Annotated in this window: 21 protein-coding genes and 1 pseudogene; 10 read left to right on the top strand and 12 right to left on the bottom strand. The window is 42.9% G+C overall.

Features of this window, described 5'->3' with window-relative positions; all coding sequences use genetic code 11:
• Positions 1-213: 213 nt before the first annotated feature.
• Together ACED28_RS02230 and ACED28_RS02225 are read left to right on the top strand one after the other, a co-directional pair.
• Positions 214-1,188: pseudogene (locus ACED28_RS02230) on the top strand (integron integrase).
• A 176-nt stretch (positions 1,189-1,364) separates the two neighbouring features.
• Entirely contained in the window at positions 1,365-2,738 is a 1,374-nt protein-coding gene (locus ACED28_RS02225) for a cytochrome P450 (RefSeq protein WP_371709186.1), read from the top strand.
• Positions 2,739-2,794: 56 nt separating this feature from the next.
• Here ACED28_RS02225 and ACED28_RS02220 read toward each other — a convergent pair whose 3' ends face one another.
• From ACED28_RS02220 to ACED28_RS02210, 3 genes are all read right to left on the bottom strand, one after another.
• Complete coding sequence (locus ACED28_RS02220) at positions 2,795-3,085, bottom strand: hypothetical protein (protein ID WP_009847116.1); 291 nt, start codon at positions 3,083-3,085, stop codon at positions 2,795-2,797.
• A gap of 129 nt (positions 3,086-3,214) precedes the next feature.
• Positions 3,215-3,610: a DUF3465 domain-containing protein gene (locus ACED28_RS02215; RefSeq protein WP_029225537.1), complete on the bottom strand. Its 396-nt coding sequence runs from the start codon at positions 3,608-3,610 to the stop codon at positions 3,215-3,217.
• Positions 3,611-3,677: 67 nt separating this feature from the next.
• Complete coding sequence (locus ACED28_RS02210; protein WP_102250209.1) at positions 3,678-3,929, bottom strand: TIGR03643 family protein; 252 nt, start codon at positions 3,927-3,929, stop codon at positions 3,678-3,680.
• A 510-nt stretch (positions 3,930-4,439) separates the two neighbouring features.
• Between ACED28_RS02210 and ACED28_RS02205 the strand changes: the two genes are divergently transcribed.
• Entirely contained in the window at positions 4,440-4,631 is a 192-nt protein-coding gene (locus ACED28_RS02205) for a hypothetical protein (protein WP_009847119.1), read from the top strand.
• Between the two features lie 209 nt (positions 4,632-4,840).
• Entirely contained in the window at positions 4,841-5,260 is a 420-nt protein-coding gene (locus ACED28_RS02200; RefSeq protein WP_371709185.1) for a BLUF domain-containing protein, read from the top strand.
• Positions 5,261-5,354: 94 nt separating this feature from the next.
• Here the strand turns inward: ACED28_RS02200 and nrdF are convergent, their stop codons facing one another.
• Genes nrdF through nrdH form a run of 4 tightly spaced genes read right to left on the bottom strand, consistent with a single transcriptional unit; the run spans position 5,355 to position 9,087 of the window.
• Positions 5,355-6,326 carry a class 1b ribonucleoside-diphosphate reductase subunit beta gene (nrdF, locus tag ACED28_RS02195; protein ID WP_371702680.1) on the bottom strand — a complete coding sequence of 324 codons (972 nt, stop codon included), beginning with the start codon at positions 6,324-6,326 and terminating at the stop codon, positions 5,355-5,357.
• Between the two features lie 16 nt (positions 6,327-6,342).
• Positions 6,343-8,475 carry a class 1b ribonucleoside-diphosphate reductase subunit alpha gene (nrdE, locus tag ACED28_RS02190; RefSeq protein WP_371709184.1) on the bottom strand — a complete coding sequence of 711 codons (2,133 nt, stop codon included), beginning with the start codon at positions 8,473-8,475 and terminating at the stop codon, positions 6,343-6,345.
• Positions 8,468-8,866, bottom strand: a complete 399-nt coding sequence (nrdI, locus tag ACED28_RS02185) for a class Ib ribonucleoside-diphosphate reductase assembly flavoprotein NrdI (protein ID WP_009847123.1) — start codon at positions 8,864-8,866, stop codon at positions 8,468-8,470. The genes nrdE and nrdI overlap by 8 nt, the downstream gene beginning before the upstream one ends.
• A complete protein-coding gene (gene nrdH, locus ACED28_RS02180) occupies positions 8,866-9,087 on the bottom strand; it encodes a glutaredoxin-like protein NrdH (RefSeq protein WP_009847124.1) in 222 nt (73 codons plus the stop codon). Before nrdH ends, nrdI begins: the two co-directional genes overlap by 1 nt.
• Before the next feature lie 185 nt (positions 9,088-9,272).
• Between nrdH and ACED28_RS02175 the strand changes: the two genes are divergently transcribed.
• From ACED28_RS02175 to ACED28_RS02150, 6 genes are all read left to right on the top strand, one after another.
• Positions 9,273-9,641 carry an iron-sulfur cluster assembly accessory protein gene (locus tag ACED28_RS02175; RefSeq protein ID WP_009847125.1) on the top strand — a complete coding sequence of 123 codons (369 nt, stop codon included), beginning with the start codon at positions 9,273-9,275 and terminating at the stop codon, positions 9,639-9,641.
• Positions 9,642-9,712: 71 nt separating this feature from the next.
• On the top strand, positions 9,713-11,209 hold the full coding sequence (gene sufB, locus ACED28_RS02170) for a Fe-S cluster assembly protein SufB (protein ID WP_371709189.1): 1,497 nt from the start codon (positions 9,713-9,715) through the stop codon (positions 11,207-11,209).
• A 1-nt stretch (position 11,210) separates the two neighbouring features.
• The gene (gene sufC / locus ACED28_RS02165) at positions 11,211-11,957 is read left to right on the top strand and encodes a Fe-S cluster assembly ATPase SufC (RefSeq protein WP_371709183.1); all 747 of its coding nucleotides are present in this window, start codon (positions 11,211-11,213) and stop codon (positions 11,955-11,957) included.
• Complete coding sequence (sufD, locus tag ACED28_RS02160; RefSeq protein WP_371709182.1) at positions 11,947-13,203, top strand: Fe-S cluster assembly protein SufD; 1,257 nt, start codon at positions 11,947-11,949, stop codon at positions 13,201-13,203. The genes sufC and sufD overlap by 11 nt, the downstream gene beginning before the upstream one ends.
• On the top strand, positions 13,196-14,428 hold the full coding sequence (locus tag ACED28_RS02155; protein ID WP_371709181.1) for a SufS family cysteine desulfurase: 1,233 nt from the start codon (positions 13,196-13,198) through the stop codon (positions 14,426-14,428). Before sufD ends, ACED28_RS02155 begins: the two co-directional genes overlap by 8 nt.
• Before the next feature lie 3 nt (positions 14,429-14,431).
• On the top strand, positions 14,432-14,833 hold the full coding sequence (locus tag ACED28_RS02150) for a SufE family protein (protein ID WP_017101413.1): 402 nt from the start codon (positions 14,432-14,434) through the stop codon (positions 14,831-14,833).
• A 124-nt stretch (positions 14,834-14,957) separates the two neighbouring features.
• On the opposite strand, the gene ACED28_RS02145 is transcribed toward ACED28_RS02150, so the two are convergent.
• From ACED28_RS02145 to ACED28_RS02125, 5 genes are all read right to left on the bottom strand, one after another.
• Positions 14,958-16,841, bottom strand: a complete 1,884-nt coding sequence (locus ACED28_RS02145) for a methyl-accepting chemotaxis protein (RefSeq protein ID WP_017101414.1) — start codon at positions 16,839-16,841, stop codon at positions 14,958-14,960.
• A gap of 297 nt (positions 16,842-17,138) precedes the next feature.
• On the bottom strand, positions 17,139-18,710 hold the full coding sequence (locus ACED28_RS02140; protein ID WP_009847132.1) for a BCCT family transporter: 1,572 nt from the start codon (positions 18,708-18,710) through the stop codon (positions 17,139-17,141).
• 272 nt (positions 18,711-18,982) lie between these two features.
• On the bottom strand, positions 18,983-20,581 hold the full coding sequence (locus ACED28_RS02135; protein ID WP_012604297.1) for a BCCT family transporter: 1,599 nt from the start codon (positions 20,579-20,581) through the stop codon (positions 18,983-18,985).
• 169 nt (positions 20,582-20,750) lie between these two features.
• Positions 20,751-21,389 carry a response regulator transcription factor gene (locus tag ACED28_RS02130; RefSeq protein ID WP_009847134.1) on the bottom strand — a complete coding sequence of 213 codons (639 nt, stop codon included), beginning with the start codon at positions 21,387-21,389 and terminating at the stop codon, positions 20,751-20,753.
• Positions 21,382-22,737: a cache domain-containing protein gene (locus ACED28_RS02125; protein WP_371707881.1), complete on the bottom strand. Its 1,356-nt coding sequence runs from the start codon at positions 22,735-22,737 to the stop codon at positions 21,382-21,384. The genes ACED28_RS02130 and ACED28_RS02125 overlap by 8 nt, the downstream gene beginning before the upstream one ends.
• Positions 22,738-22,761 lie beyond the last annotated feature (24 nt).

Here is a 22,761-nt window from a genome sequence, read left to right as displayed (position 1 = left end):
AACAGCTCTTAGACAGAAAAATTCTGCATTTAAATATAGAATTTTTCTATCTAGTATCTTGATGAAGTTAACCATACCCCGTTTTTATGAAAACTAACAGCAACTTAAGCACTACGAGCATCTGCCTGAATCCCAAAATACAGATTTTTTCTATATAGCATGAATTGATGTGCCAAACTGCAATTCATGTATATATAACCAGTTAAAATTAAAATGCAAAAATCACCATTTCTAGCCTACATACAAGAATATATGTTGGGGAGACACTATGCTCTTCGTACTACACAGGCGTACATCTATTGGATTCACCAGTACATTCTTTATCATTAAAAAAAGCATCCCAGAAGTCTGACGTCGAGGCATGTAGAAGACTTCCTGACGCACTTAGTTGTTGATAGGAAGTCAGCACAGAAAACGCAGAGCCTAGCCCTCAATGAGATAGTCTTTTTATACAAAGAAATCGTTCAGGAACCCATTGAACTTGATATGCAGTTTCGCCGTTCAGACAAATCCCGAAAGTTGCCAACGGTTATGACTCCAGAAGAAATTGGCAGGTTCTTTAACCACTGCTCACCTAACTTCAAATTACCTTACCAATTAATGTATGGGTCAGGCCTACGGTTGATGGAGTGTCTACGCTTACGAATGCAAGACATCGACTATGACTACAAATCAGTGCGAGTGTGGCAAGGAAAAGGAGGAAAGAACCGTATAGTGACAATAGCCCCCGAGCTTTTCCCTTCAATCAAGTTACAACAACAGAAATCCGCAGAATACTATCAGCAAGATATACATGATAAAGCTTTTTCTGGCGTATACCTGCCCGACTCTCTAGCTAAAAAATACCCGAGTGCAGAAAGAAGCTTAAATTGGCAATTTCTTTTTCCTTCTGCTCGTCTGGCACCCGATTTACGAACAGGTGAATTACGTAGGCATCATATTCATCCAACAGCACTACAAAAACACATTAAGGTCGCTAGCAAAAAAGCCGATATTGAGAAAAACATTTCCTGCCACACTTTAAGGCATTCATTTGCGACGCACCTTCTTCAAAGCGGTGCTGATATTAGAACAGTTCAAGAACAGCTTGGACATACCGATCTAAAAACAACGCAAATATATACTCACATCATAGATAGAGGAGCCAACGGCGTAATTAGTCCACTATCAAAAATATTCGTTAAGTAATTGTCGGGGAATCTCGGAGTCCGAAGTTTCGTAAACTTTGCGGCTAACCACTCACTTACATACCTTTACTTACCAAACCATGAAACTTGCTAAATTAGATGCTGAAGTTACTTATCGCTCTAGCCGTAACTTCCGTATTGTTACGCGCCATCAATGATATACATAAGGAAATGCAAATGAAGCGAATTGAGCAACTACCAATGCCACCCACTTCTGGTGTTTTAGGACATGTGAGCTATTTAAAACAGCCCAATGTTCATCAGCAAATGTTGTGTTGGATTAAAGAGTACGGTGCTCATTTCCGTTTAAAGCTAGGCTTGAAGGATGTACTTGTATTGTCTGATGCAGCTCAAATCAAGTCAGTGTTGAAATCGAGACCAGATGAATTTCGCCGCTTAAAAAGCATCGAAAGTGTATTTGATGAAGCCGGTCTTAATGGCATATTCTCTGCTGAAGAAGAACGTTGGAAGCATCAACGAAAATTAACAGAACCTATGTTTCAGCCGAGTCACCTTAAACATTTTCATCCTCAGTTAAGCGTGATTACAGAGCGCCTAGGAAAGCACTTTGAAATGCTAGCGGAATCAGGAGAAGTGGTCGAACTCGTAACAGAATTTAAAAAATACACGGTCGATGTAACACCTCTACTAGCGTTCGGGGAAGACTTTAACTCGATAGAACAAACGTCTGTGCCACTAAGTAAAAGCTTACAAAACGTATTTCCGGTAATAAATCAACGCTGTAGCTCTCCAATTCCATTGTGGCGTTTTTTCAAAACGAAAAAAGACAAGCTGTTTGATATCAGTTTGGAAGACATTGGGCATTTCGTTTATGGGTGTATTGAAAAACAACGAACTCGTCTGTTTCACGAACCAGCCCTTAAAGACTCACCAGAGAACATGCTACAAATCATGTTATTGGAACAAGAACAAGATTCCTCATTAACTGACCAAGATATTGTTGCAAATGCTATTACCCTTCTATTAGCGGGTGAAGATACCACAGCGAATACACTGGCATGGATGGCGTTCTTAATCAGCGGCAATCGCAGTAGTGAGTTAGCCTTACAAGTTGAACTTGACGCCCTAGGGAAGAGAAAGGTCTTAGAATGGCCGCTTCCTCGAACACCTTATATGACAGCGGTGATGTATGAAGCCATGCGATTAAAGCCGGTAGCACCACAACTTTATTTGGAACCCACACGAGACACTCAGATTGGTGACATCGAAGTAAAAAAAGGCACACCTGTTTTTGTAATGCTACACGCGAATGGTTTTGACCCTGATTTATTTGAAGATCCAACAACGTTTAACCCGAATCGTTGGGTAGAAAAAGATGGCGCTTCGTTCTCTAACCTTCAGCCGTTTGGTGGAGGAGCAAGGCTATGCCCTGGACGCTCATTGGCCATGATGGAAATTAAACTCGCCTTTCATACATTGTTTAAAGAATTCAGCATCGAGCCACAACAAGCCCCTGAAGCTGTGGTTGAACAGTTTGCGTTCACGATGTCTCCTGTTGGGTTTAATGTAAAAATAACCAAGCGAAGTTAGCTTACAAATAGACCTATCGAGAGCCAATGATAAAGCCGAACCATCGGCTTTTTCGTCTATTTCAACTCATCCAACACTTCATAGCATTCCGTGTCTATTTTCAGATAAGTACCTTGATCTAAAGCTATCGTATGAAATTCTGGGTCACCCACATCATTAACCAAATTGACTTCAAGCCAAACTTTGCCAAATTCATCGATATACCAAACTCGCCACAAAAGATTAGACTGTACAAGCAGCTGATAAAGCTTGTAGGTCATATACAAGTCTGAACCCGCTTTCTGTGATGCTTCAATGAGATCATCAGGAATACTCACGACTTGAACTAAATAATTCACTTCAATCATAAAGCCTCAAATTATTAAATTACAAAAAAACAAGTTACAACAAAACCCAGTGAGAGACATGCTTTCCACCGCCTATCTCTAACACTCTATAGATACTCTTTAATGGCAGAGATGCCATGCCAAGTGCGTCTACTCGTATATTTTCCCATTATGCTTTAGCCAGCCATGAGCATGGTGATTCCGAGGATCTTTGTGGGTCCAGTGCATCACGCCACCTTTCTTGTTCCATTCATACTCCCCATAAAATTCAACTCTATCGCCCTTTCTCAATCCCTGAATACGAGGAGCTAAATCAATATTATGTGCCACCAGCAAAGTTTGTCCGCTGTCGAGCCTTAAGATAAACTTCTGATGTCGAGAGCCTTTATTATCGTCTGGAAGTAATCGTGAAACTAAACCCGACCCACGTACTTGAACATCACTTTTGTGATTTTGGTAAGCTTGCTTAAGTCGCGCATCATTGGCCTGAACATGGCTGACACCAAAGCAGAGCAATACCAAAAATAGAGTAATAAACTTTTTCATTCCTTTTATTCCTTTCTTTTCCATACAGAGATATCCATTGAGGCTACAAATCTACGTAAGTATCAATTTAACGATGCTTATACTGAGTTGGGCAATAACCTCTAGATACATCTGACCTACGAAGTTTTACGTGCTTGGTAGAGCGCCCAGAAACGCGAGTACGCCACAACTTGAAACTGCCAAGCTTCAAACGACTGCGCATCAAGAGAATCACCTCTGATTCATTTAAACCAAATTGCAGTTCTATTGCTTCAAACGGCGTTCTGTCTTCCCACGCCATTTCAATAATTCTTGATTCAGTCTCTTTAGATAACATCATTACCTGCTCATCTTCAATTAAATGAACAGAATTACGTTCCTTCTTGCTCATTAGATCAAAGACTTATCGCTTAAATTGAAAAAATCCAACATCCAAAAAGCAACGGCAGAATTACTAATCCATCAAGTCATCATGTCATCAAGTCATCAAGTCAGTTTATGGCTAAAGATTAAAACAGGATGCCGAAGATGCGACATCGCAATAACCTGAACCAATACAAAGTAATTTCGAAAAAACGTAAAACCACAAACCACACTAGTTCGATTTGTAACCACTTATTACATTGAATTTTTAGATAAATTTCTATCCCAATATTATACTGAACGGTGGTCACATTACGCCATATTTATCATAGGTAATACGGCCATCCACCCTCTCATTCATCACATTTTGAAATACAAAAATCATTCAATTGAACTCATCAACACAGCTTATTAATTAAGCAATTGAACTCATAACGTAGACCCTGTACGCTTACACTATGCACACGGTTACTTAATGGAGATCACAATGAACGAACTACTGACAAGCGCCATGGAACAGAAACAACGAACAACAGTGACCAGTTTATTCGCAAGGAATGGATTTAAGATCGCAGCCACTGATTTTGATGATGTGACTTTCGAACGTGAAAGCGTATTGGTCAATGTTCGATTCGATGCATCGTCCAACGTCGAATCGATTTCGGTTCTTAACGACTAACGAGAGACTCGATGCAAGCAGGTCGCTAGAATGATTGAATGAACAACATTCGGCTCATTTTAGCGCATCTTGCTAGCTGTCCTTTGCTACTTCATCACCATCCTCTCTTCCAAAAGCCACCGAGTGACAATTAGGCCAATAACTCGCAATTCCATGAGCTTGGCTTATATTTATTAATACCCTTTGAACAAAAATTCGAAATGATGCCTATGTTCCTAACTCGGTTAATTTATGTCAGTACACTTTCCGAATGTTGTGATTCCAAAGCACTGGATGAAATACTCACTATCTCACGAGACCACAACCGGCAGAGCCATCTAACAGGGCTTCTCAGTCATAACCAAAAGTACTTTCTTCAATGCATTGAAGGCTCTAGGGAGGCGGTAAACCATACCTACAATCACATCCTAAACGATAAGCGACACGAGAGAGTGACCATACTGTATTTTAAAGAAGTTGATTGTCGAGAGTTTGGAGATTGGTCGATGGGAGACATTCCGCAATCTAATTTGACTGAACTGTTGAACTTACAGTTTTCGACTTCAGAGCAATTTAACCCATACGAAATGTCTGGCGAAAGTGCTTATAAAATGCTTTTAGAGTTAAAGCAAAATTTGCCGTCTAAGTGACCTACTTTCAAACGGCAAACCTTAAAAAACGATGACGTCGATTCAGGGGCAAGTAATCCTCTTTCAAGCCCGAGTTCATACTCGGGCTATTTGTTCAAAAGTCCCAGTCATCGTCTTCAGTAGCGACAGCTTTACCTATGACATAAGAAGATCCTGAACCAGAAAAGAAGTCATGATTTTCGTCAGCATTGGGCGATAGGGCGGCCATGATAGCTGGGTTAACCTGACAGAGTTCATCAGGGAACAGTGCTTCAAACCCCAAATTCATCAACGCTTTGTTAGCGTTATAATGTAGGAAGTGCTTAACATCTTCAGTTAAGCCAACAGGATCATAAAGCGATTCGGTATATTGTGTTTCGATTTCATAAAGAGAGAACATTAATGAATAAGCTTCATCCTTAACTCTCGCCTGTTCTTCCTCATTAAGAGATTGGTAAGCAAGTTGGAATTTATATCCAATGTAGTAACCATGAATCGCCTCATCACGAATAATCAGACGGATCAAATCCGCTGTATTGGTCAGTTTTGCCCGACTCGACCAATGCATGGGTAGATAAAACCCAGAATAGAATAAGAAACTCTCTAGAAAAACACTGGCCACTTTTTTCTTTAGCGGGTCGCCTTCAGCCAAATAATCGTCGAGGATAATCTGTGCTTTTTTCTGTAACAGAGGGTTCTCTTCAGCCCAGCGAAACGCTTCATCAATTTGCGGCGTAGTACACAAAGTTGAGAATACAGAAGAGTAGCTACGAGCATGAACTGCCTCCATAAACGCGATGTTGGTTAATACCGCTTCTTCATGAGGCGTTCTCGCATCTTCCATCAAGGCTGGCGCACCCACCGTATTCTGAATCGTGTCGAGTAACGTTAAACCGGTAAAAACTCTAATCGTTAGCGTTTGCTCTTCTTCAGTTAGTTGCTTCCATGTTTGAATATCATTGGATAAAGGTACCTTTTCAGGCAGCCAAAAATTAACCGTCAGGCGATTCCAAATCTCTAGATCTTTACCATCAATCATACGATTCCAGTTAATCGCTTGAACGGGGCCGGATTCCATCTTTTTCATTGCGTTTATCCCTTTATTACAGTGAGCACGACACGCACCCTTCAACTTGAGTACCTTCTAATGCTTTCTGTCGCATTCGGATGTAGTAAAGCGTTTTAATTTTCTTTTTCCATGCGTAGATCTGAGCTTTGTTGATATCTCTCGTCGTTACCTCATCGTCAAAAAACAAAGTTAATGAAAGGCCTTGATCAACATGTTCGGTGGCCGCTGCATAGACATCGATTATTGCCTTAGGGCCTATGGAAAAGGCATCACGGAAGTACTCTAAATTGGAGTTATTCAAATACGGCGCAGGGAAGTAAACTCGCCCAATTTTACCCTCTTTTCTTATCTCCACTTTAGCGGTAACGGGATGAATAGAAGCGGTAGAGTCGTTGATATAGCTAATTGAGCCTGTAGGAGGAATGGCCTGTAAGTATCGGTTGTATAGCCCTGAGCTCATGACAAGTTGTTTCAATTCGCTCCACTCAGATACGGTGGGTATTCGTATATCTAAACGGCTAAACAAATCTTTAACCACATCCAATTTTGGCGAGAAATCCTGCTGCAAATATTTGTCGAAGAAAGACCCATCACTGTAACTAGAATCTTCGAACCCTTTGAACGTACTCTTTTTCTCTTGTGCCAACTTATTGGAAGCCACGAGACAGTGATATAAAACACAGGCAAAATAACTGCTGGTGAAATCAATGGCCTCTGATGAATCATAGTGAATGCGTTCTCGAGCCAAAAAACCATGCAAGTTCATCTGACCTAAACCAATAGCATGACTTTCATCGTTGCCCTTTCTTATCGAAGGCACACTGTTGATTGCGCTCATCTCTGACACTGCATTTAATGCTCGAATTGCGGTGTCAACGGTTTGAGATAGTCGACCTCCATCCAAGGCTTTGGCAATGTTGATCGAGCCTAAATTGCACGAAATATCTCGCCCGACATGACTATAGTTCAAGTCATCATCATAATTTGACGCCTCGTTGACCTGCAATATTTCAGAACACAAGTTAGACATATTTACACGCCCCTGAATGGGGTTAGCCTGATTAACCGTATCTTCGAACATAATGTATGGATAGCCCGACTCAAATTGGATCTCGGCAAGCGTTTGGAAAAGCCCTCTTGCACTCATTTTCCCTTTGCGGATCCTCGGGTCATCCACCATTTCATGGTACTTCTCCGTCACGCAAATTTCAGAGAAAGGTACGCCATACACTCGCTCAACATCATGAGGAGAAAACAAGTACATCTCTTTGTTTTGCTTGGCTAATTCCAGAGTAATATCGGGAATGACAACACCAAGGCTCAAGGTCTTAATTCTGATTTTTTCATCGGCATTTTCTCTTTTCGTATCAAGAAATTGCATGATGTCTGGATGGTGAACATTAAGATAGACAGCACCCGCGCCTTGCCTAGACCCCAATTGGTTTGCATACGAGAAACTGTCTTCAAGCAATTTCATCACAGGGACGACACCTGAACTTTGATTTAAGATCCCCTTAATGGGCGCACCTTGCTCTCTTAAATTCGTCAGAAGTAAAGCAACACCACCGCCACGACGTGAGAGTTGCAACGATGAGTTAATCGCACGACCGATGCTCTCCATATTGTCTTCAATTCTCAACAAAAAGCAGGAGATCAATTCACCACGGCTATTTTTGCCGGAGTTAATAAAAGTGGGCGTAGCCGGTTGAAAGCGCTGATGAATGATTTCTTCCATTAGTGCCAGTGCAAATTCACAGTCACCACGAGCCAGTAACAGTGCAGTCATAACCACTCGGTCTTCGAACCTTTCTAAATATCGCTTACCATCACGAGTTTTCAATGCATAGGAAGTAAAAAACTTATAAGCACCTAAGAACGTTCGGAATCGAAATTTGGCTTGATAGGCGTTTGCCCAGATTTGATGAAGAAAACTGCGATCATATTGCTCAATAACTTGAGCCTCGTAATATCCCTCTCTAAGCAAATAGTCGATCTTCTCGTCTAAATTATGAAAGAAAACGGTATTTTGATTAACGTGTTGTAAGAAAAACTGTCGAGCCGCTTGCTTGTCTGCCTCAAACTGAATCGTCCCTTGTTCATCAAGTAGATTCAACATTGCGTTTAAAGCATGGTAGTCAAGGGACTCGTTCTCAAAGTGGTTATCCATGATGTTTCCAAAATTGTTCTAACCCATTTGTCACGATATCAATATCGCTCTGGGTTCCAGATAGTTCGAAACGATACAACAGCGGCACATTGCATTTTTCAGCGACAATGGCACCTCCGCGAGCAAAAAGAGCTCCAAAGTTTCGATTTCCCGATGCAATCACACCTTTAATCAATGCTCGATTATTCGGGTTATTCAAAAGACTTATAACGGAGTTAGGCACAGCTCCTCGCCCCTCACCATCAGCATAAGTCGGGCATATGAGTACGAATGGTTGCTCAATCTCTAGCGTCCTTTCATTGGCCTCAGTAGGAAGCCTGATCGCAGGTAATCCTAGCTGTTCAACAAACCGCTTCGTATTCCCTGAGGCGCTAGAATAGTAAACAATCATTAACCTAACGCGCTGATCATGTCAGGTCTAAAACCGGACCAATGGCGGTCATTGGCGACAACCACGGGAGCTTGTCGATAACCCATTGATTGAACTCTTTCCATTGCGATTTCGTCGCACGTTAAATCAACAACTGTATGCTCAATACCTTTGCTCTGTAACGCCTTAACCGTTGCTGTGCATTGCACACACTGTGGCTTGGAATAAACGATGACATCCATATTATACAACCTCAATTAAATCTTAATGATAATCATTATTAATAAATAATGGCACATATAGTATTTGGGATTTATGTTTTGTCAACATATTGATCCCCAACCTAAAGACCATAGACAATACATGGTTGATATGCAAATGATAATCAATATCATCTATTGTCACCAGTCAAATATGGAGCAGTAAGGTGAGTATTTCGAGTTCCGGTTCTAATGACATATCCATACATGATATGGAGTGGCAAGGCGTTACGTTAAGTGAAAGTGCCGCAAACAGAATTTCCCAGTTATCACATGGGCAAAAGCACTTCCACCTCACGGTTAAGTCCTCTGGCTGTACGGGCTTTGCATATGAAGTGGCGCTGATCGATTCGCCATCCGATGACGACATCAAGTACGAATCACATGACGTCATTTTCTATATTGCACTCAAAGCCCTACCTATGATCGATGGCACAGAGATCGACTTTGTGCGTCAGGGTTTAAACAGTAATTTTGTATACAATAATCCCAAAGTGAAGAACCTTTGTGGATGTGGCGAGAGTTTTGGAGTTTAACCATGTGCGCATTAGAAACGCAGTCTGAAGCTAAAACGCTACTTGACGTTGAAACGCAAACAAAAATTGAAATGCGACCAGACGCTGAAACGCGACCTGAAATTGACACGCAGCCTGAAGTTACAGAGTTACTGCACAGCAGTCACTATCGTGAAGGTTTCTACACTGAGTTATCTTCAGATACTTTGTCGAAGGGAATCAACGAACAAGTCGTTCGAGCAATCTCCGCAAAACGTAACGAACCCGAATGGATGCTGGAGTTTCGTCTCAAAGCATTCCGTAAATGGCGAACAATGGAGGAACCGCATTGGTTAAAAGCCGATTATCCAGACCTAAATTACCAAGATTACAGTTACTACTCCGCGCCAAGTTGTTCTAGCTGCGACAAAGATAGTTGTGACAAAGATAGTGATGATGGCTCGAATGAATTTTTAACCGAAGAAGTCGAGACAGCCTTTGAAACACTGGGGATTCCAGTTAGGGAAGGTTCAGAAATTGCTGTTGATGCAATCTTCGATTCAGTTTCCGTCACCACTACCTATCAAAACGAACTGAAAGAACTCGGGATCATCTTCTGTTCATTCAGCGAAGCAATCCAAGAATACCCTGAACTTGTGCAGCAATACTTAGGCACCGTTGTTCCACCTGAAGATAACTTCTTTGCAGCTTTGAATGCCTCTGTTGCCTCTGACGGCACTTTTGTTTACATCCCTAAAGGTGTGAGATGCCCAAGAGAACTCTCTACCTACTTTCGAATAAACCAAGCAAAAACAGGCCAGTTTGAAAGAACAATTTTAGTGGCTGATGAGGACTCATACGTCAGCTACATTGAAGGTTGCTCTGCCCCGATGAGAGATACCTATCAGCTTCACGCCGCCGTCGTAGAAGTCATCATTCACAAGCGTGCTGAAGTTAAATATTCCACTGTGCAAAACTGGTTCTCAGGAGCAGAGGATTCACAAGGCGGCATACTCAACTTCGTAACCAAACGTGCGGTTTGCGAAGGCGAGTACAGCAAAATGTCTTGGACTCAATCAGAAACAGGTTCTGCGATAACGTGGAAGTACCCAAGCGTAATTCTCAAAGGAGACTACTCTGTTGGTGAGTTTTTCTCCGTCGCTTTAACGAATGGCGTTCAACAAGCCGATACCGGCACTAAGATGGTTCATATAGGAAAACACTCTCGCTCTACCATCATTTCAAAAGGGATTTCAGCAGGAAAAAGCCAGAACAGTTACCGAGGGCTGGTTAAGGTCACCCCTAACGCAGAAGGTGCGAGAAACTTCACTCAGTGCGATTCAATGTTAATCGGCGCTGAATGTGGGGCTCACACTTTTCCTTATATCGAAGTCAAAAACCCGTCTGCGCACGTTGAACACGAAGCGACGACCTCTCGAATTGGCCAAGATCAACTGTTTTACTGCACCCAAAGAGGGATCAGTGAAGACAACGCGATATCCATGATCGTCAATGGTTTTTGTAAAGACGTATTTTCAGAATTACCACTCGAATTCGCTGTTGAAGCGCAGAAACTTCTATCAATCAGCCTCGAGCATAGTGTGGGATAAAATGTTAGAAATTAAAAACTTACATGTTAGCGTTGAAGAAAATACTATCCTAAAAGGTATTAACCTAACCGTTAAACCTGGTGAAGTTCACGCAATTATGGGACCGAATGGGTCAGGAAAAAGTACCCTATCCGCCACACTGGCAGGCAAGGATGATTACGAGATCGTCAGTGGTGAGATTGTTTTCAAAGGTCAAGATCTTACAGAGCTAGATCCAGAAGAAAGAGCCGGTGAAGGGGTATTTTTAGCCTTTCAGTACCCTGTCGAAATTCCAGGTGTCAGTAACAAACTCTTTCTAAATACAGCTCTCAACGAGGTTCGTGAATATCGAGGCTTAGAACCGATCGATCGTTTTGACTTTGAAGATCTATTGGAAGAAAAAGCGCAATTGTTGAAGATGCCGGAAAATTTACTCCAACGCTCTGTCAATGAGGGATTCTCTGGTGGAGAGAAAAAGCGCAATGACATTCTACAAATGGCGGTGCTCTCACCTGATCTTTGTATACTAGACGAGACCGACTCCGGTCTAGATATTGATGCTCTTAAAGCCGTCTCTGAAGGTGTAAACGCGCTACAGAATGAAAAACGAGCTTTCATTTTAGTCACGCACTATCAACGTATCCTCAATTACATCAAACCAGATTTCGTGCACGTGTTGTACCAAGGGAAAATTGTAAAATCTGGTGACCATACGTTAGCTCAAGAATTAGAAGAGAAAGGCTATGGGTGGATCATTGATGAACAATAAACATTCATTGCTTGATTCATTTGAAACCCTTGTTCGACCGCATGAGTGGCAAAAAAAACAATGGTCTAAATTGCTTGGACTCGAGCTACCGTCCCCTCAACATGAGGACTGGAAATACACGTCTCTTGACCGATTAAACGAACTAGAGCTAAGCAGCGCACCACAGCAGTCGACAGCTAACACGCCATACAACAAATTCAGTTTAGACATTGATGCTTATCGATTAGTCTTCGTCGACGGCTTCTTTTTAACTCGATACTCCGACTGGATTCCAAAAGTTCGAGTGACTCCCATCTGCGCGCTCTCTCCAATTGAAATCGATGAGCTATCTCATTCAATAAAGCCAGACGCTTTTACCTATATTACTGATGCTACCGCTTCAAGTGGCATATTAATCGAAGTCGAAGCGAATACGCAGGTATCGAAACCGATTTATCTTTTGCATATCAATTCCGAAAAACAAGGTGATGTATCAAGCTACAGAAGCCATATTGAAGTCGCAGATCATGCGGAAGTCACCGTCATCGAACACCATGTTTCACAAGGTAGTGGTAGAGGCGTAACATTATCTCGCTTAACACAACACGTTGGTTGTGGTGCTCACTATCATCACACTAAAATTGTCGAAGAGGCCTTAAGTCAACATCACTTCGGTCACAACGATTTGATAGTTAATGCGCATGCTAGCGCCTACTCTTGTTGCTTGCTCTACTCCGGCCAATTGATACGACATCAAGTAAGTTCAGAACTGACTGGCGAACAAGGTTTTGTCGCTATGGACAGTATTTCCCTACCTCAAGGTAAGGCAGTTTTTGATACTCGCACCTATTTGAAGCACAACTCTCCTCACTGCCAAAGTGAACAAAATCATAAAACCATCGCTCGAAACCAATCTAAGTCTGTTTTCGACGGCATGATCTATGTTGACCCTGCTGCGCAAAAAACAGACGGGCAAATGGACACCCACAGTCTGATTCTAGGCGATGACGCCCAAGTAAACTCTAAACCTCAATTAGAGATTTATGCCGATGATGTCAAATGCAGCCATGGTGCAACAACAGGGCAAATCGACCCAAACCAAATCAACTACTTACGCTCTAGAGGTATCCCAAAAGAACGAGCCGAGCACATGATTACCTCTGCGTTTGTCATTGGCGTTACCGAGAGAATTAACCCCCCCGCCCTAAGACAATCTGCGATAGATAAAATCAATGCGTCACTCAATAAAGGATGTCCAAATGATTGATTCGAGCGAAAATACAAGCCCTTGGTTTAATGACTTCCCAGCTCTAAGAACTCAAGTTTACGACAAGCCTTTGGTCTATTTAGACAGTGCTGCAACGGCCCAAACCCCTCAAGTCGTTATCGACCGCATGACTCAGTTTTATCAACATGATTATGCGAGTGTTCATCGCGGTGTCCATTACCTAAGCTCTAAAGCAACCGAAGAAATGGAACAAGTAAGAGAAAAACTTGCTCAGTTCATTTCAGCTAAATCCCGAGAAAGTATTGTTTTCACCAAAGGGACGACAGAGGCCATCAATCTCGTTGCTAATAGCTATTTACGCCCTAGGTTAAAAGCGGGTGACGAAATCATCGTGACGGAAATGGAGCATCACGCCAACCTTGTTCCCTGGCAGATGCTTTCTGAAATTTATAATGTCGACATTCGTGTTTGGCCAATGGCAAAAAATGGCTATTTGAATCCCAACGACCTTGTTTCGTTAATGAATACAAAGACAAAACTGCTGGCGATTAGCCACGTATCGAATGTTCTAGGTCGCATAAACCCAATTAAAACGATAGTCAAAGCTGCACATAAAGCAAAAGTTCCCGTGTTAGTAGACGGTGCTCAAGCTGTCATGCACGATGAAGTCAATGTGACGGACCTCGATTGTGATTTCTACGCCTTCTCTGGGCACAAACTGTATGGCCCGACAGGCATCGGCGTGCTTTATGCAAAAAAAACACATCTCGACAACATGGTGCCATGGGAAGGCGGCGGAGCCATGATCGATCAAGTGACCCTGCCTTTGGGAACCTCGTTTGGCCAAGCGCCATGGAAGTTCGAAGCAGGTACTCCGAATATTGCCGGCATTTTAGGTTTAGGCGCCGCTCTAGACTACATTGAAGCTATCGGCTTCAAAGAGATCTCTGGCTATGAAAAAAATATAATGAATTATTTGGTGGAGAGCATTAGACAGGTACCAGCAATAGAGCTCTATGGCGACGATGATAACCGCACCGGCGTTTTGGCCTTTAATATGAAAAACCAACACTCTTTTGATGTGGGTTCATTCTTAGATAGATATGGTATTGCGATTCGTACCGGACATCTCTGCGCAATGCCCCTTATAAAACGACTCGGTCAGAACTCGCTGTGTCGCGCATCGATTGGCATGTACACAAGGCCCAAAGACATAGATGCCTTGTGCCAGTCACTAAAACGAATCCACCAACTGTTAAGGTAGCTTATGTCCCCTGAAAAGCTCCAGAAAAACTTCGAGCGATGCGCTGACTGGGAAGAACGTTATATGTATTTGATAGAATTGGGGGACCGATTAGAGCCCTTCCCTGTGACAAAGATGAATAAAACACATCTTATCGCAGGCTGCCAAAGTAATGTATGGCTAGATCTTTCCATCGGTCAACAGAATAAAATGTCGATACAAGCGACCAGCGATTCTTCATTAGTTAAAGGTTTGCTGGCGTTGGTGTTGATCGCCTATAACAACCAACAACCCGCGAGCGTTCTAGAATTCGATATTAAAGACTGGTTCCGCCAGCTAGACCTAAAATCTCAGCTTAGCGCCAGTCGGAGTCAAGGCTTAGAGGCCATAATAAAACATATTCGGTGTCACGCTCGGGCTGTTTAACCTTCAATAAACAATAGCCCAGCATGATTAGATCACGACATTTTGCTTCTTCTAAAAAGCGAACATAAAAAAGCCCCAACCTAAGTTGGGGCTTCTATCTATCTATCTATCTATCTATCTATAATTACAGCTTAAAACGGCTGATTTCATTTTCTAGTTCATTAGACAGTTCAGAAAGCTGAGCAGCTTGTTCTGCAGCTTGGTGCGCTTCACCTGCTAGCTCGTTAGATACGTCACGGATTCCTTCAGTGTTACGAGTAATCTCAGACGTTACTGACGCTTGCTCTTCTGCAGCAGAAGCGATTTGAGTCGCCATATCACTGATACGTTCAACAGCAGCATGAATTTGCGTTAAGCTAGCGGCCGCTGAGTTTGAGTCATCAACACTGGTTTCAGCAAGCGTTCGGCTATCGTTCATGATACTTACCGCTTTGCCCGTTGTACCTTGCAGTAATTCAATCGTTTGTTGAATTTCTTGAGTTGAACCGTGTGTACGTTGGCTCAAAACTCTCACTTCATCAGCAACAACCGCAAAACCGCGACCTTGTTCGCCAGCACGGGCAGCTTCAATCGCTGCGTTAAGTGCAAGTAAGTTAGTTTGTTCAGCAATGCCTTGGATATTGGACAAGATAGCGTTGATGCTATTGCCGTGCTCTTCAAGCTCAAGAATCACGTTCGTTGCAACTTGAACTTCTTGTGCAAGGTTTTGGATTGAGCTTTGAGTCTGTGTAACTTGACCCGTACCGTGCTCACACGCGCCAACAGCTTCAGATGAATTCTGTGCAGTTTGATCAGCATTACCCGCAATCTCTTGTGTTGCTGCAGCCATTTCGTTCACGGCTGTTGCTACCATATTGATTTCGTCTTGTTGCATCTGAATGCGAGCACTACGCTCTTCAGCTTGAGAAGCCGTTTGACGTGCTTGGTTACCTAGCGCAGCAGATACTTCGCTTAGCTTGATCACCATGGTGTGCATGTTGCCTACAAAACGGTTAAAGTTTTCAGCAAGCTTACCAATTTCGTCATCGCTCTTAGGCTCAAGACGTTGTGTAAGGTCGCCCTCACCTGAAGCAATTTCTTCAAGTGCCGCTGAAACACGGTTCAAATCACGGAATAGGAAGCTCACTAACCAGGACACTAATACGATTACGATTAACGTAATAATGACCGCCGTTGTGATCAACTGAGTAAGTAGTGTTGAGTGATTCGCTTCTTCTGTTGCTTTGTCCATCTGAACTGCAAAAATCCAGTTCGTATTAGGCACATTAGTGAAGTAAAGAAGCTTCTCAGCACCGCGCTCTTTGATGATCTCGATGCTACCCGTACGCACTGCGTTTTCGATGATAGGCATAGAAATGTCGTTTGAAAGCTGGCTTACAGGCTTAAGGCTCAGTGCTGAGTCTGGGTGTGCTAGGAATGTGCCGTCAGAGGCATCAATGAGCATTGCGTAAGCGTTGTCACCAACATCTAAGCTGATAACATCGTTGACTAGTTGATCAATAAGTACATCCGCACCAACAACACCAACAAGCTTACCGTTATGACGAACAGGTTCAGCAATCGTAACTAGAAGCGCTTGGGTAATCGCATCTTGATAAGCGGTTGTAATAATTTGCTTACCGGCTGCGTTTGCTTCCTGGTACCAAGGGCGTTGACGAGGATCGTAACCGGCGCGATTACGTTCAGGATGTGAACGGTACATTCCGCCTTCTGGAGTACCTAAAAAGATATCGTCAAAGCCACCCGCTACACGAGCTTGCTTAAGGAAAGGAACAACATCATCCTCTCGTGAAAAGTCATTAAATGCTGATGCGATATCGGTGCGGATATCAATCCAGTTTTTAATACCTTCAGATGCTGCTTCTGATACGCTTTCAGCTCGCAGGTATACGCCGTTACGAGTCTGTTCAAATAATTGGTTTGCTGATAACCAAGTTAACGCTGTTGCCATAACGACAACAGCAGATAGGCTAGCACCTATTAACTTCTGCTTAAGTGTTAGTTTCATGTCAAAGTTTCACGAGTAGTGGATAATCTAGCGAATACTACCCAATTTAAGCAAACGATTCGAGCTATTTCACAGTTTTACATCACATTATATTTGCAATAAAACCAAAAACTTAGCTTTCGCCAATTACTTGGCTTTTCGCCAAATTCAAGGCGCCATTTCAACGACGATTTCTACGATATATACAGTTTTACAGGCTGTAAAATGGATAAAAAAAGGCAGGAGAGTTTCCTCTTCTGCCTTTTGTTTTACTTTGTATTCGACATCAAAAAGATGAAAAATCGAATAGTAGGTAGTCTATCTTTTCTCTGTTCGCATACCCATTAGTAGGCTCACACACATCAACAATAGAATGATGGTGAATGGCAATGCTGTTGAGATTGCACCCGCTTGCAGAGCTTGAACGGCTTCAGTACCGCCAACCCACAATAGAGCTACTGCAATCGCACCTTCAAGGAACGCCCAGAATACGCGTTGAGGCACTGGCGTATCAACTTTACCACCAGCGGTAATACTGTCGATGACTAAAGAGCCCGAGTCAGACGATGTAATAAAGAATACGAGAACCAATACAACCGCAATGATTGAAAGCAGAGTACCAAACGGCAATACATCAAACATTTGGAACATTGCCAGTGATACATCAGTTAAGCCATTTTGACCTAGGGTACCAACCTTATTCACGATTTGATCAATTGCCATACCACCGAACACTGACATCCAAATGATAGTCACTGTCGTTGGAACAATCAGTACCGCTGTAATGAACTCACGAACAGTACGACCTTTAGAAACACGCGCGATAAACATACCGACAAATGGAGACCATGAGATCCACCAGGCCCAGTAGAATACAGTCCAACCATGTAACCAAGCTTCATCTTCACGACCGTGAGGGTTGCTCAACGGAATGATGTTCTCGATGTATGCCATCAATGTTGTAGGGATTGAACCTAGAGTCACTGCGTAGCCGATTAGAGCTACTAGGATAAGCAGTAGGAAAGCAACCAACATGTTGATGTTACTGATAACTTTAACGCCACCATCAATACCACGAAGTACGGATACGACCGCTAGCAAAGTTACTACGGTAATAACAATGACTTGTAACCCTAAGCCTGCCTCAATGCCGAATACATGCTGAATACCACTTGCGGCTTGCTGCGCACCAAGGCCAAGCGATGTCGCCAAACCAAACAGGGTTGCAAGTACAGCAAGAATATCAACGATGTGACCAGCCCAGCCCCACGCTCTATCACCTAAAATTGGGTAGAAGATAGAACGAATTGAAAGCGGTAATCCCTTGTTGTAAGAGAAGAAAGCCAGTGAAAGCGCCACAACACCATAAATAGCCCAAGGGTGAAGCCCCCAGTGATACATGGTTGCACCGAGTGCTAGTTTTGCAGCTTCTGGTGTATTTGCCTCTACGCCAAGTGGCGTTTCATACCAACCTGTGTAGTAAGCCGCAGGTTCTGCGACACTCCAGAACATCAAGCCAATACCCATACCTGCAGCAAACAGCATCGATAACCAAGACATGAATGAGTAATCTGCCGTTGCATCAACACCACCAAGGCGGATTTTACCAAACGGAGAAACAATCAAGCCCAAGCAAAAAATAACGAAAATATTACCGGACCAAATGAACAACCAATCAAATGAATTGATAATTTGCCATTTAACACCATCCAATGCTGACTTTGCTGAAGCGGTATCTGTAAGCAGCACACCGATCAAGAACAAAGTGATGAGTCCCGCACTGATACCAAACACTGGGTTATGAACGTCAAAACCCCATTTTTGGACGTTATCTTGACCAACAGTGTAATCCGTACTGTCGATACTGTATTTATCTATACCTTTAGTCATTATTCCTCTCTACGGAATACTTATAAGGTCTGTTGACCTCATATCCCTTACTTTCCTGTGACTGAATCACAAACTCGAACATACGATCCAAGTAGTACAAGCTGTTGTCACAATAATTCAAATACTTGGATGTCTGAAGTTTAGCAGGTTAACTTATTGTTTTCAGTAAACTAGAATCAGTTCGATGGATTTTCAAACAAAATATAGATAATCACTTATGTTTACGGCGAAAAAAAGGCCGACTAAGTCGGCCTCTATTTGAAAAAATACTTTTAGCTCAAAGCACTTTGCTGCTTAACCAATTGATTCTCTGTACGTAAACCAAGAAACAAACTTAGGCACATAAGCAATAATATGAAGGCAAATGGTAGTGCCATTGAGACTGTTCCAGCTTGTAATGCCTGAATAGATTCAGTACCACCAACCCACAGTAGAACCGCCGCAATCGCGCCGCCCATCAATGCCCAAAATACACGCTGTGGAACAGGTGCATCGACTTTTCCGCCAGAAGTAATGCTATCAATAACCAATGAACCTGAGTCTGATGAAGTGATGAAGAACACCATAATCAAACCAATCGATACCACTGAAAGCACTGAGCTCATTGGTAACGCATCATAAGTGTGGAATAGAGAAAGTGTAATATCTTGCAGACCATTTATACCAATCTCACCCACTTTATTCGCCACCTGGTCAATCGCAATACCACCGAAAATAGCCATCCAAATGATAATGACAGACGTCGGGATAAATAAGACTGCAACGATAAATTCACGAATTGTACGACCTTTAGAGATACGAGCGATGAACATGCCTACGAATGGTGACCATGAAATCCACCAAGCCCAGTAAAATACCGTCCAACCTTGCATCCATGTTTCATCATCACGACCATGAGGGTTGCTAAGAGGAATAAAGTTCTCAATGTAGCCCATTAGCGCGGTTGGTATCGCCTTAATACCCGCCATGCCACCCGCGATAGTTACGAAGATCAGCAAGCCTAATGCAACAACCATGTTGACGTTGCTGAGAACCTTAACACCACCGTTAATACCGCGAATCACCGACATTGTTGCCAACAGTGTTACCACTGCAATAACAATAAGCTGCATACCAATACCGCCATCGGTACCAAATACATGGTTAATACCGCTTGCGGCTTGCTGTGCACCTAGGCCAAGTGATGTTGCAAGGCCAAACAATGTTGCAAGTACTGCGACAATGTCAACGATATGACCAAACCACCCCCAAGTTCTGTCACCGAGTAGCGGGTAAAAGATTGAGCGAATAGAAAGCGGTAAGCCTTTATTGAAAGTAAAGAAGGCAAGAGACAAAGCAACAACGGCGTAGATTGCCCAACCGTGCAAGCCCCAGTTGTAGATGGTTGCACCGAGTGCCAACTTAGCCGCTTCGGGAGAATACGCTTCAACACCGAGCGGTGTTTCATACCAACCGGTAAAGTAAGCAACGGGCTCTGCCACACCCCAGAACATGAGGCCAATACCCATACCTGCGGCGAATAACATCGACATCCATGATAGATTAGAGTGCTCTGCTTTAGCATCATCGCCACCTATACGTATCTTGCCATACGGGGAGATAATGAGGACAAAACAGAAAAATACGAAAAGGTTCGCAGCCCACATAAAGAAACCATCAAAGTTACCGATGACTTTCCACTTAACGCCATCAAGTGCCGCTTTAGCTGTTTCAGGTTCTGCAACCAAAAGCGCAATCAGGAAAGCAATTATTGCCCCAGCGCTGATTCCAAATACAGGGTTATGAACATCAAAACCCCATTTCTGAACATTATCTTGTCCTACGGTATAATCAGTATTATCAATACTATACCTATCCTTTACAGGCTCCATGCATCCTCTCTAATTAGTAGCGCACAATTTGCAACATTGCATTTGGCACTTAAATTTCGAAAGGAAGAATAACAACTCGTCGCAAAAATACTAAAAAAACCATCAAAAAACGGGTGTAAACGGCACATTTGGTAATTAAATTACACATTCACTGTAATTTAGCGTAACATCACTCAACAAGCCCAGAGCTAACAGCATACTTGGCAAGCTCTGCCGTAGAGTGAATGTCGAGCTTATGCTTGATATTTTGTCTATGGGTTTCAACCGTTCGGTAACTGATATTTAATCCCTTCGCGATCTCTTTACTGCTCTCCCCTTTAGCCACTAATTTCAACACAGCTTCCTCACGCCTACTCAATGGGTTCTTCACAGATTGTGTGGGAGTAATAGGCTGAGTAAACAAGTTCTGAGTCACTTTTTCACAGAAATAGGTTGAGCCTTGATTGACCGTCTTGATTGCCTGCACCATTTTTTCAGCCGAAATTTCTTTCAACATATAGCCGACAGCACCCGATTGCATCACCTTCATGATGTATTCACGGTTGTTATGCATGGTCAGCATCAGCACCTTAGCTTGAGGATCTTCCTCTTTAATCAGGTGAGTGGCATCAATACCATTCATGATAGGCATGCTGATATCCATCAACACTACATCAGGGCGCAGGTCTTTAACCATTTCAACGGCTTCTAATCCATTGCTGGCTGTACCTATCACGCTAATATCAGGCTCGAGTTCTAATCTCGCCATAAAGCCATCCAGTACCACTTGGTGATCATCTGCAATCACAACTCGAATAACTTCACTCATTCACTAATCCCTCTAGTGTCAGTAACACTGTAATTTCCGTTCCAAAGCCAACCTCACTCATCAATTCAAAGTCACCACCGATGAACTCCACCCGTTCTCTCATGTTACGTAACCCAATACCTCGCTTTTCCATTGCTTTATAGGTATTGAAACCGACTCCATCGTCTTGGATGAGCAACTGCAACACATTTCCAATTTGCTGTGCGATAACCGTTACTTTGGTCGCTTGTGCGTGTTTCTCTATATTATTCAGTGACTCTTGCACCACTCGATATAAAGTCGTCGCAGCTTCTGATTTCAACTTTCCCGGCTGCGTATTAAACAAGGTTTCCACTTCAATGCTCGAGTGCGCCTGAAAGTCTAATAACAGCGAAGACAACGCCGCTTCTAAGCCGATATCATCCAATGAACTTGGTCGAAGTTGATGCGAAATATGCCTCACCTCTTCGATTGCCCGCATCAGTGAATGCTGAGACTTATTCAAATGCGCTTTAAGGTCTTCGCTTTGTAGCTTATTACCGAGCAGTTCTAAGTGACAGCGACTCGACACTAATAACTGGTTAATACCATCATGCAACTCACGCGCTAGATGCTTCTTTTCGTCCTCTTGAAACATCACCGTCTTATGAGCTAGTTCCTTCAAGTTGTTATCCGCTATCCGATGTTCATGCATGTTAATGGCCAACGTCAGTACAATGATGACCGCGACCGTCACACTCAGAATCACCACAATCGAAAAGAACGTGGTTTCAATATTCTTGTTAATTGCGGCCTGCATCGAGGCCACTTCTTGATGCACATCCTCAATATACAAGCCGGTGCCAATCATCCAGTCCCAGCGCTCTAACCAAGCGGCGTAACTCAGCTTCGATACCACCTCACCTGTCGAAGGTTTTTGCCACAAATATTGGTGAAATCCTCCGCCTGATTGTGCTTCTCTTAACAAGGCTTCTATCAGAAAGTCGCCATCTTCATCTTGCAGTTGAAGTAAGTTTTGCCCTATCAACTCTGGCTGGATTGGATGAACCAAATTGGTTCCGTGGCGATCATACGCAAAGAAGTAACCGTCAGAGCCATACCTTAGTTTAGACAATATGGTTCGAACTTCTCTTTTGGCTTGTGCTTCTTGGATATCGGGATCATTGTAGATATGTTCGATGGCATCAAATGCGAGATCAACAGTGTCTTTGAGGGCGTTTTCACGCGACTTAATTAAGCTGTCTCGGAAGATTTCGACCTCTTTCTCACCCAACGTCTTAGTTTGGTGTAACGAGATCCAACTAATGCTCGCCGTTACAATCAGCAACGGGAGTAGCGTCAGCAAAATCAGCTTAACTTTTAGAGGCATTCCTTTTCCTCACAAAAAACGGCT

Origin of the sequence: Vibrio sp. 1F253 (genome assembly GCF_041439295.1) — a bacterium.
In the GTDB taxonomy this organism is placed as follows: Bacteria; Pseudomonadota; Gammaproteobacteria; order Enterobacterales; family Vibrionaceae; genus Vibrio; species Vibrio tasmaniensis_A.
The sequence above is the reverse complement of the archived record's forward strand: the minus strand, read 5'-3'. Positions and strand labels throughout refer to the sequence as shown.

What these genes read in the sequence shown, in the direction of transcription:
- nrdI (WP_009847123.1), bottom strand. Translation starts at nt 8,866, where the DNA reads ATGATTGTTTACTATTCTAGCGCCTCAGGGAATACGAAGCGGTTTGTT.
- ACED28_RS02150 (WP_017101413.1), top strand. Translation starts at nt 14,432, where the DNA reads ATGTCCCCTGAAAAGCTCCAGAAAAACTTCGAGCGATGCGCTGACTGG.
- ACED28_RS02205 (WP_009847119.1), top strand. Translation starts at nt 4,440, where the DNA reads ATGAACGAACTACTGACAAGCGCCATGGAACAGAAACAACGAACAACA.
- ACED28_RS02220 (WP_009847116.1), bottom strand. Translation starts at nt 3,085, where the DNA reads ATGATTGAAGTGAATTATTTAGTTCAAGTCGTGAGTATTCCTGATGAT.
- ACED28_RS02155 (WP_371709181.1), top strand. Translation starts at nt 13,196, where the DNA reads ATGATTGATTCGAGCGAAAATACAAGCCCTTGGTTTAATGACTTCCCA.
- ACED28_RS02145 (WP_017101414.1), bottom strand. Translation starts at nt 16,841, where the DNA reads ATGAAACTAACACTTAAGCAGAAGTTAATAGGTGCTAGCCTATCTGCT.
- ACED28_RS02200 (WP_371709185.1), top strand. Translation starts at nt 4,841, where the DNA reads ATGTTCCTAACTCGGTTAATTTATGTCAGTACACTTTCCGAATGTTGT.
- ACED28_RS02130 (WP_009847134.1), bottom strand. Translation starts at nt 21,389, where the DNA reads ATGAGTGAAGTTATTCGAGTTGTGATTGCAGATGATCACCAAGTGGTA.
- ACED28_RS02210 (WP_102250209.1), bottom strand. Translation starts at nt 3,929, where the DNA reads ATGATGTTATCTAAAGAGACTGAATCAAGAATTATTGAAATGGCGTGG.
- ACED28_RS02215 (WP_029225537.1), bottom strand. Translation starts at nt 3,610, where the DNA reads ATGAAAAAGTTTATTACTCTATTTTTGGTATTGCTCTGCTTTGGTGTC.
- sufC (WP_371709183.1), top strand. Translation starts at nt 11,211, where the DNA reads ATGTTAGAAATTAAAAACTTACATGTTAGCGTTGAAGAAAATACTATC.
- sufD (WP_371709182.1), top strand. Translation starts at nt 11,947, where the DNA reads ATGAACAATAAACATTCATTGCTTGATTCATTTGAAACCCTTGTTCGA.
- ACED28_RS02140 (WP_009847132.1), bottom strand. Translation starts at nt 18,710, where the DNA reads ATGACTAAAGGTATAGATAAATACAGTATCGACAGTACGGATTACACT.
- sufB (WP_371709189.1), top strand. Translation starts at nt 9,713, where the DNA reads ATGCGACCAGACGCTGAAACGCGACCTGAAATTGACACGCAGCCTGAA.
- ACED28_RS02125 (WP_371707881.1), bottom strand. Translation starts at nt 22,737, where the DNA reads ATGCCTCTAAAAGTTAAGCTGATTTTGCTGACGCTACTCCCGTTGCTG.
- ACED28_RS02225 (WP_371709186.1), top strand. Translation starts at nt 1,365, where the DNA reads ATGAAGCGAATTGAGCAACTACCAATGCCACCCACTTCTGGTGTTTTA.
- nrdE (WP_371709184.1), bottom strand. Translation starts at nt 8,475, where the DNA reads ATGGATAACCACTTTGAGAACGAGTCCCTTGACTACCATGCTTTAAAC.
- nrdH (WP_009847124.1), bottom strand. Translation starts at nt 9,087, where the DNA reads ATGGATGTCATCGTTTATTCCAAGCCACAGTGTGTGCAATGCACAGCA.
- ACED28_RS02135 (WP_012604297.1), bottom strand. Translation starts at nt 20,581, where the DNA reads ATGGAGCCTGTAAAGGATAGGTATAGTATTGATAATACTGATTATACC.
- nrdF (WP_371702680.1), bottom strand. Translation starts at nt 6,326, where the DNA reads ATGAAAAAGATGGAATCCGGCCCCGTTCAAGCGATTAACTGGAATCGT.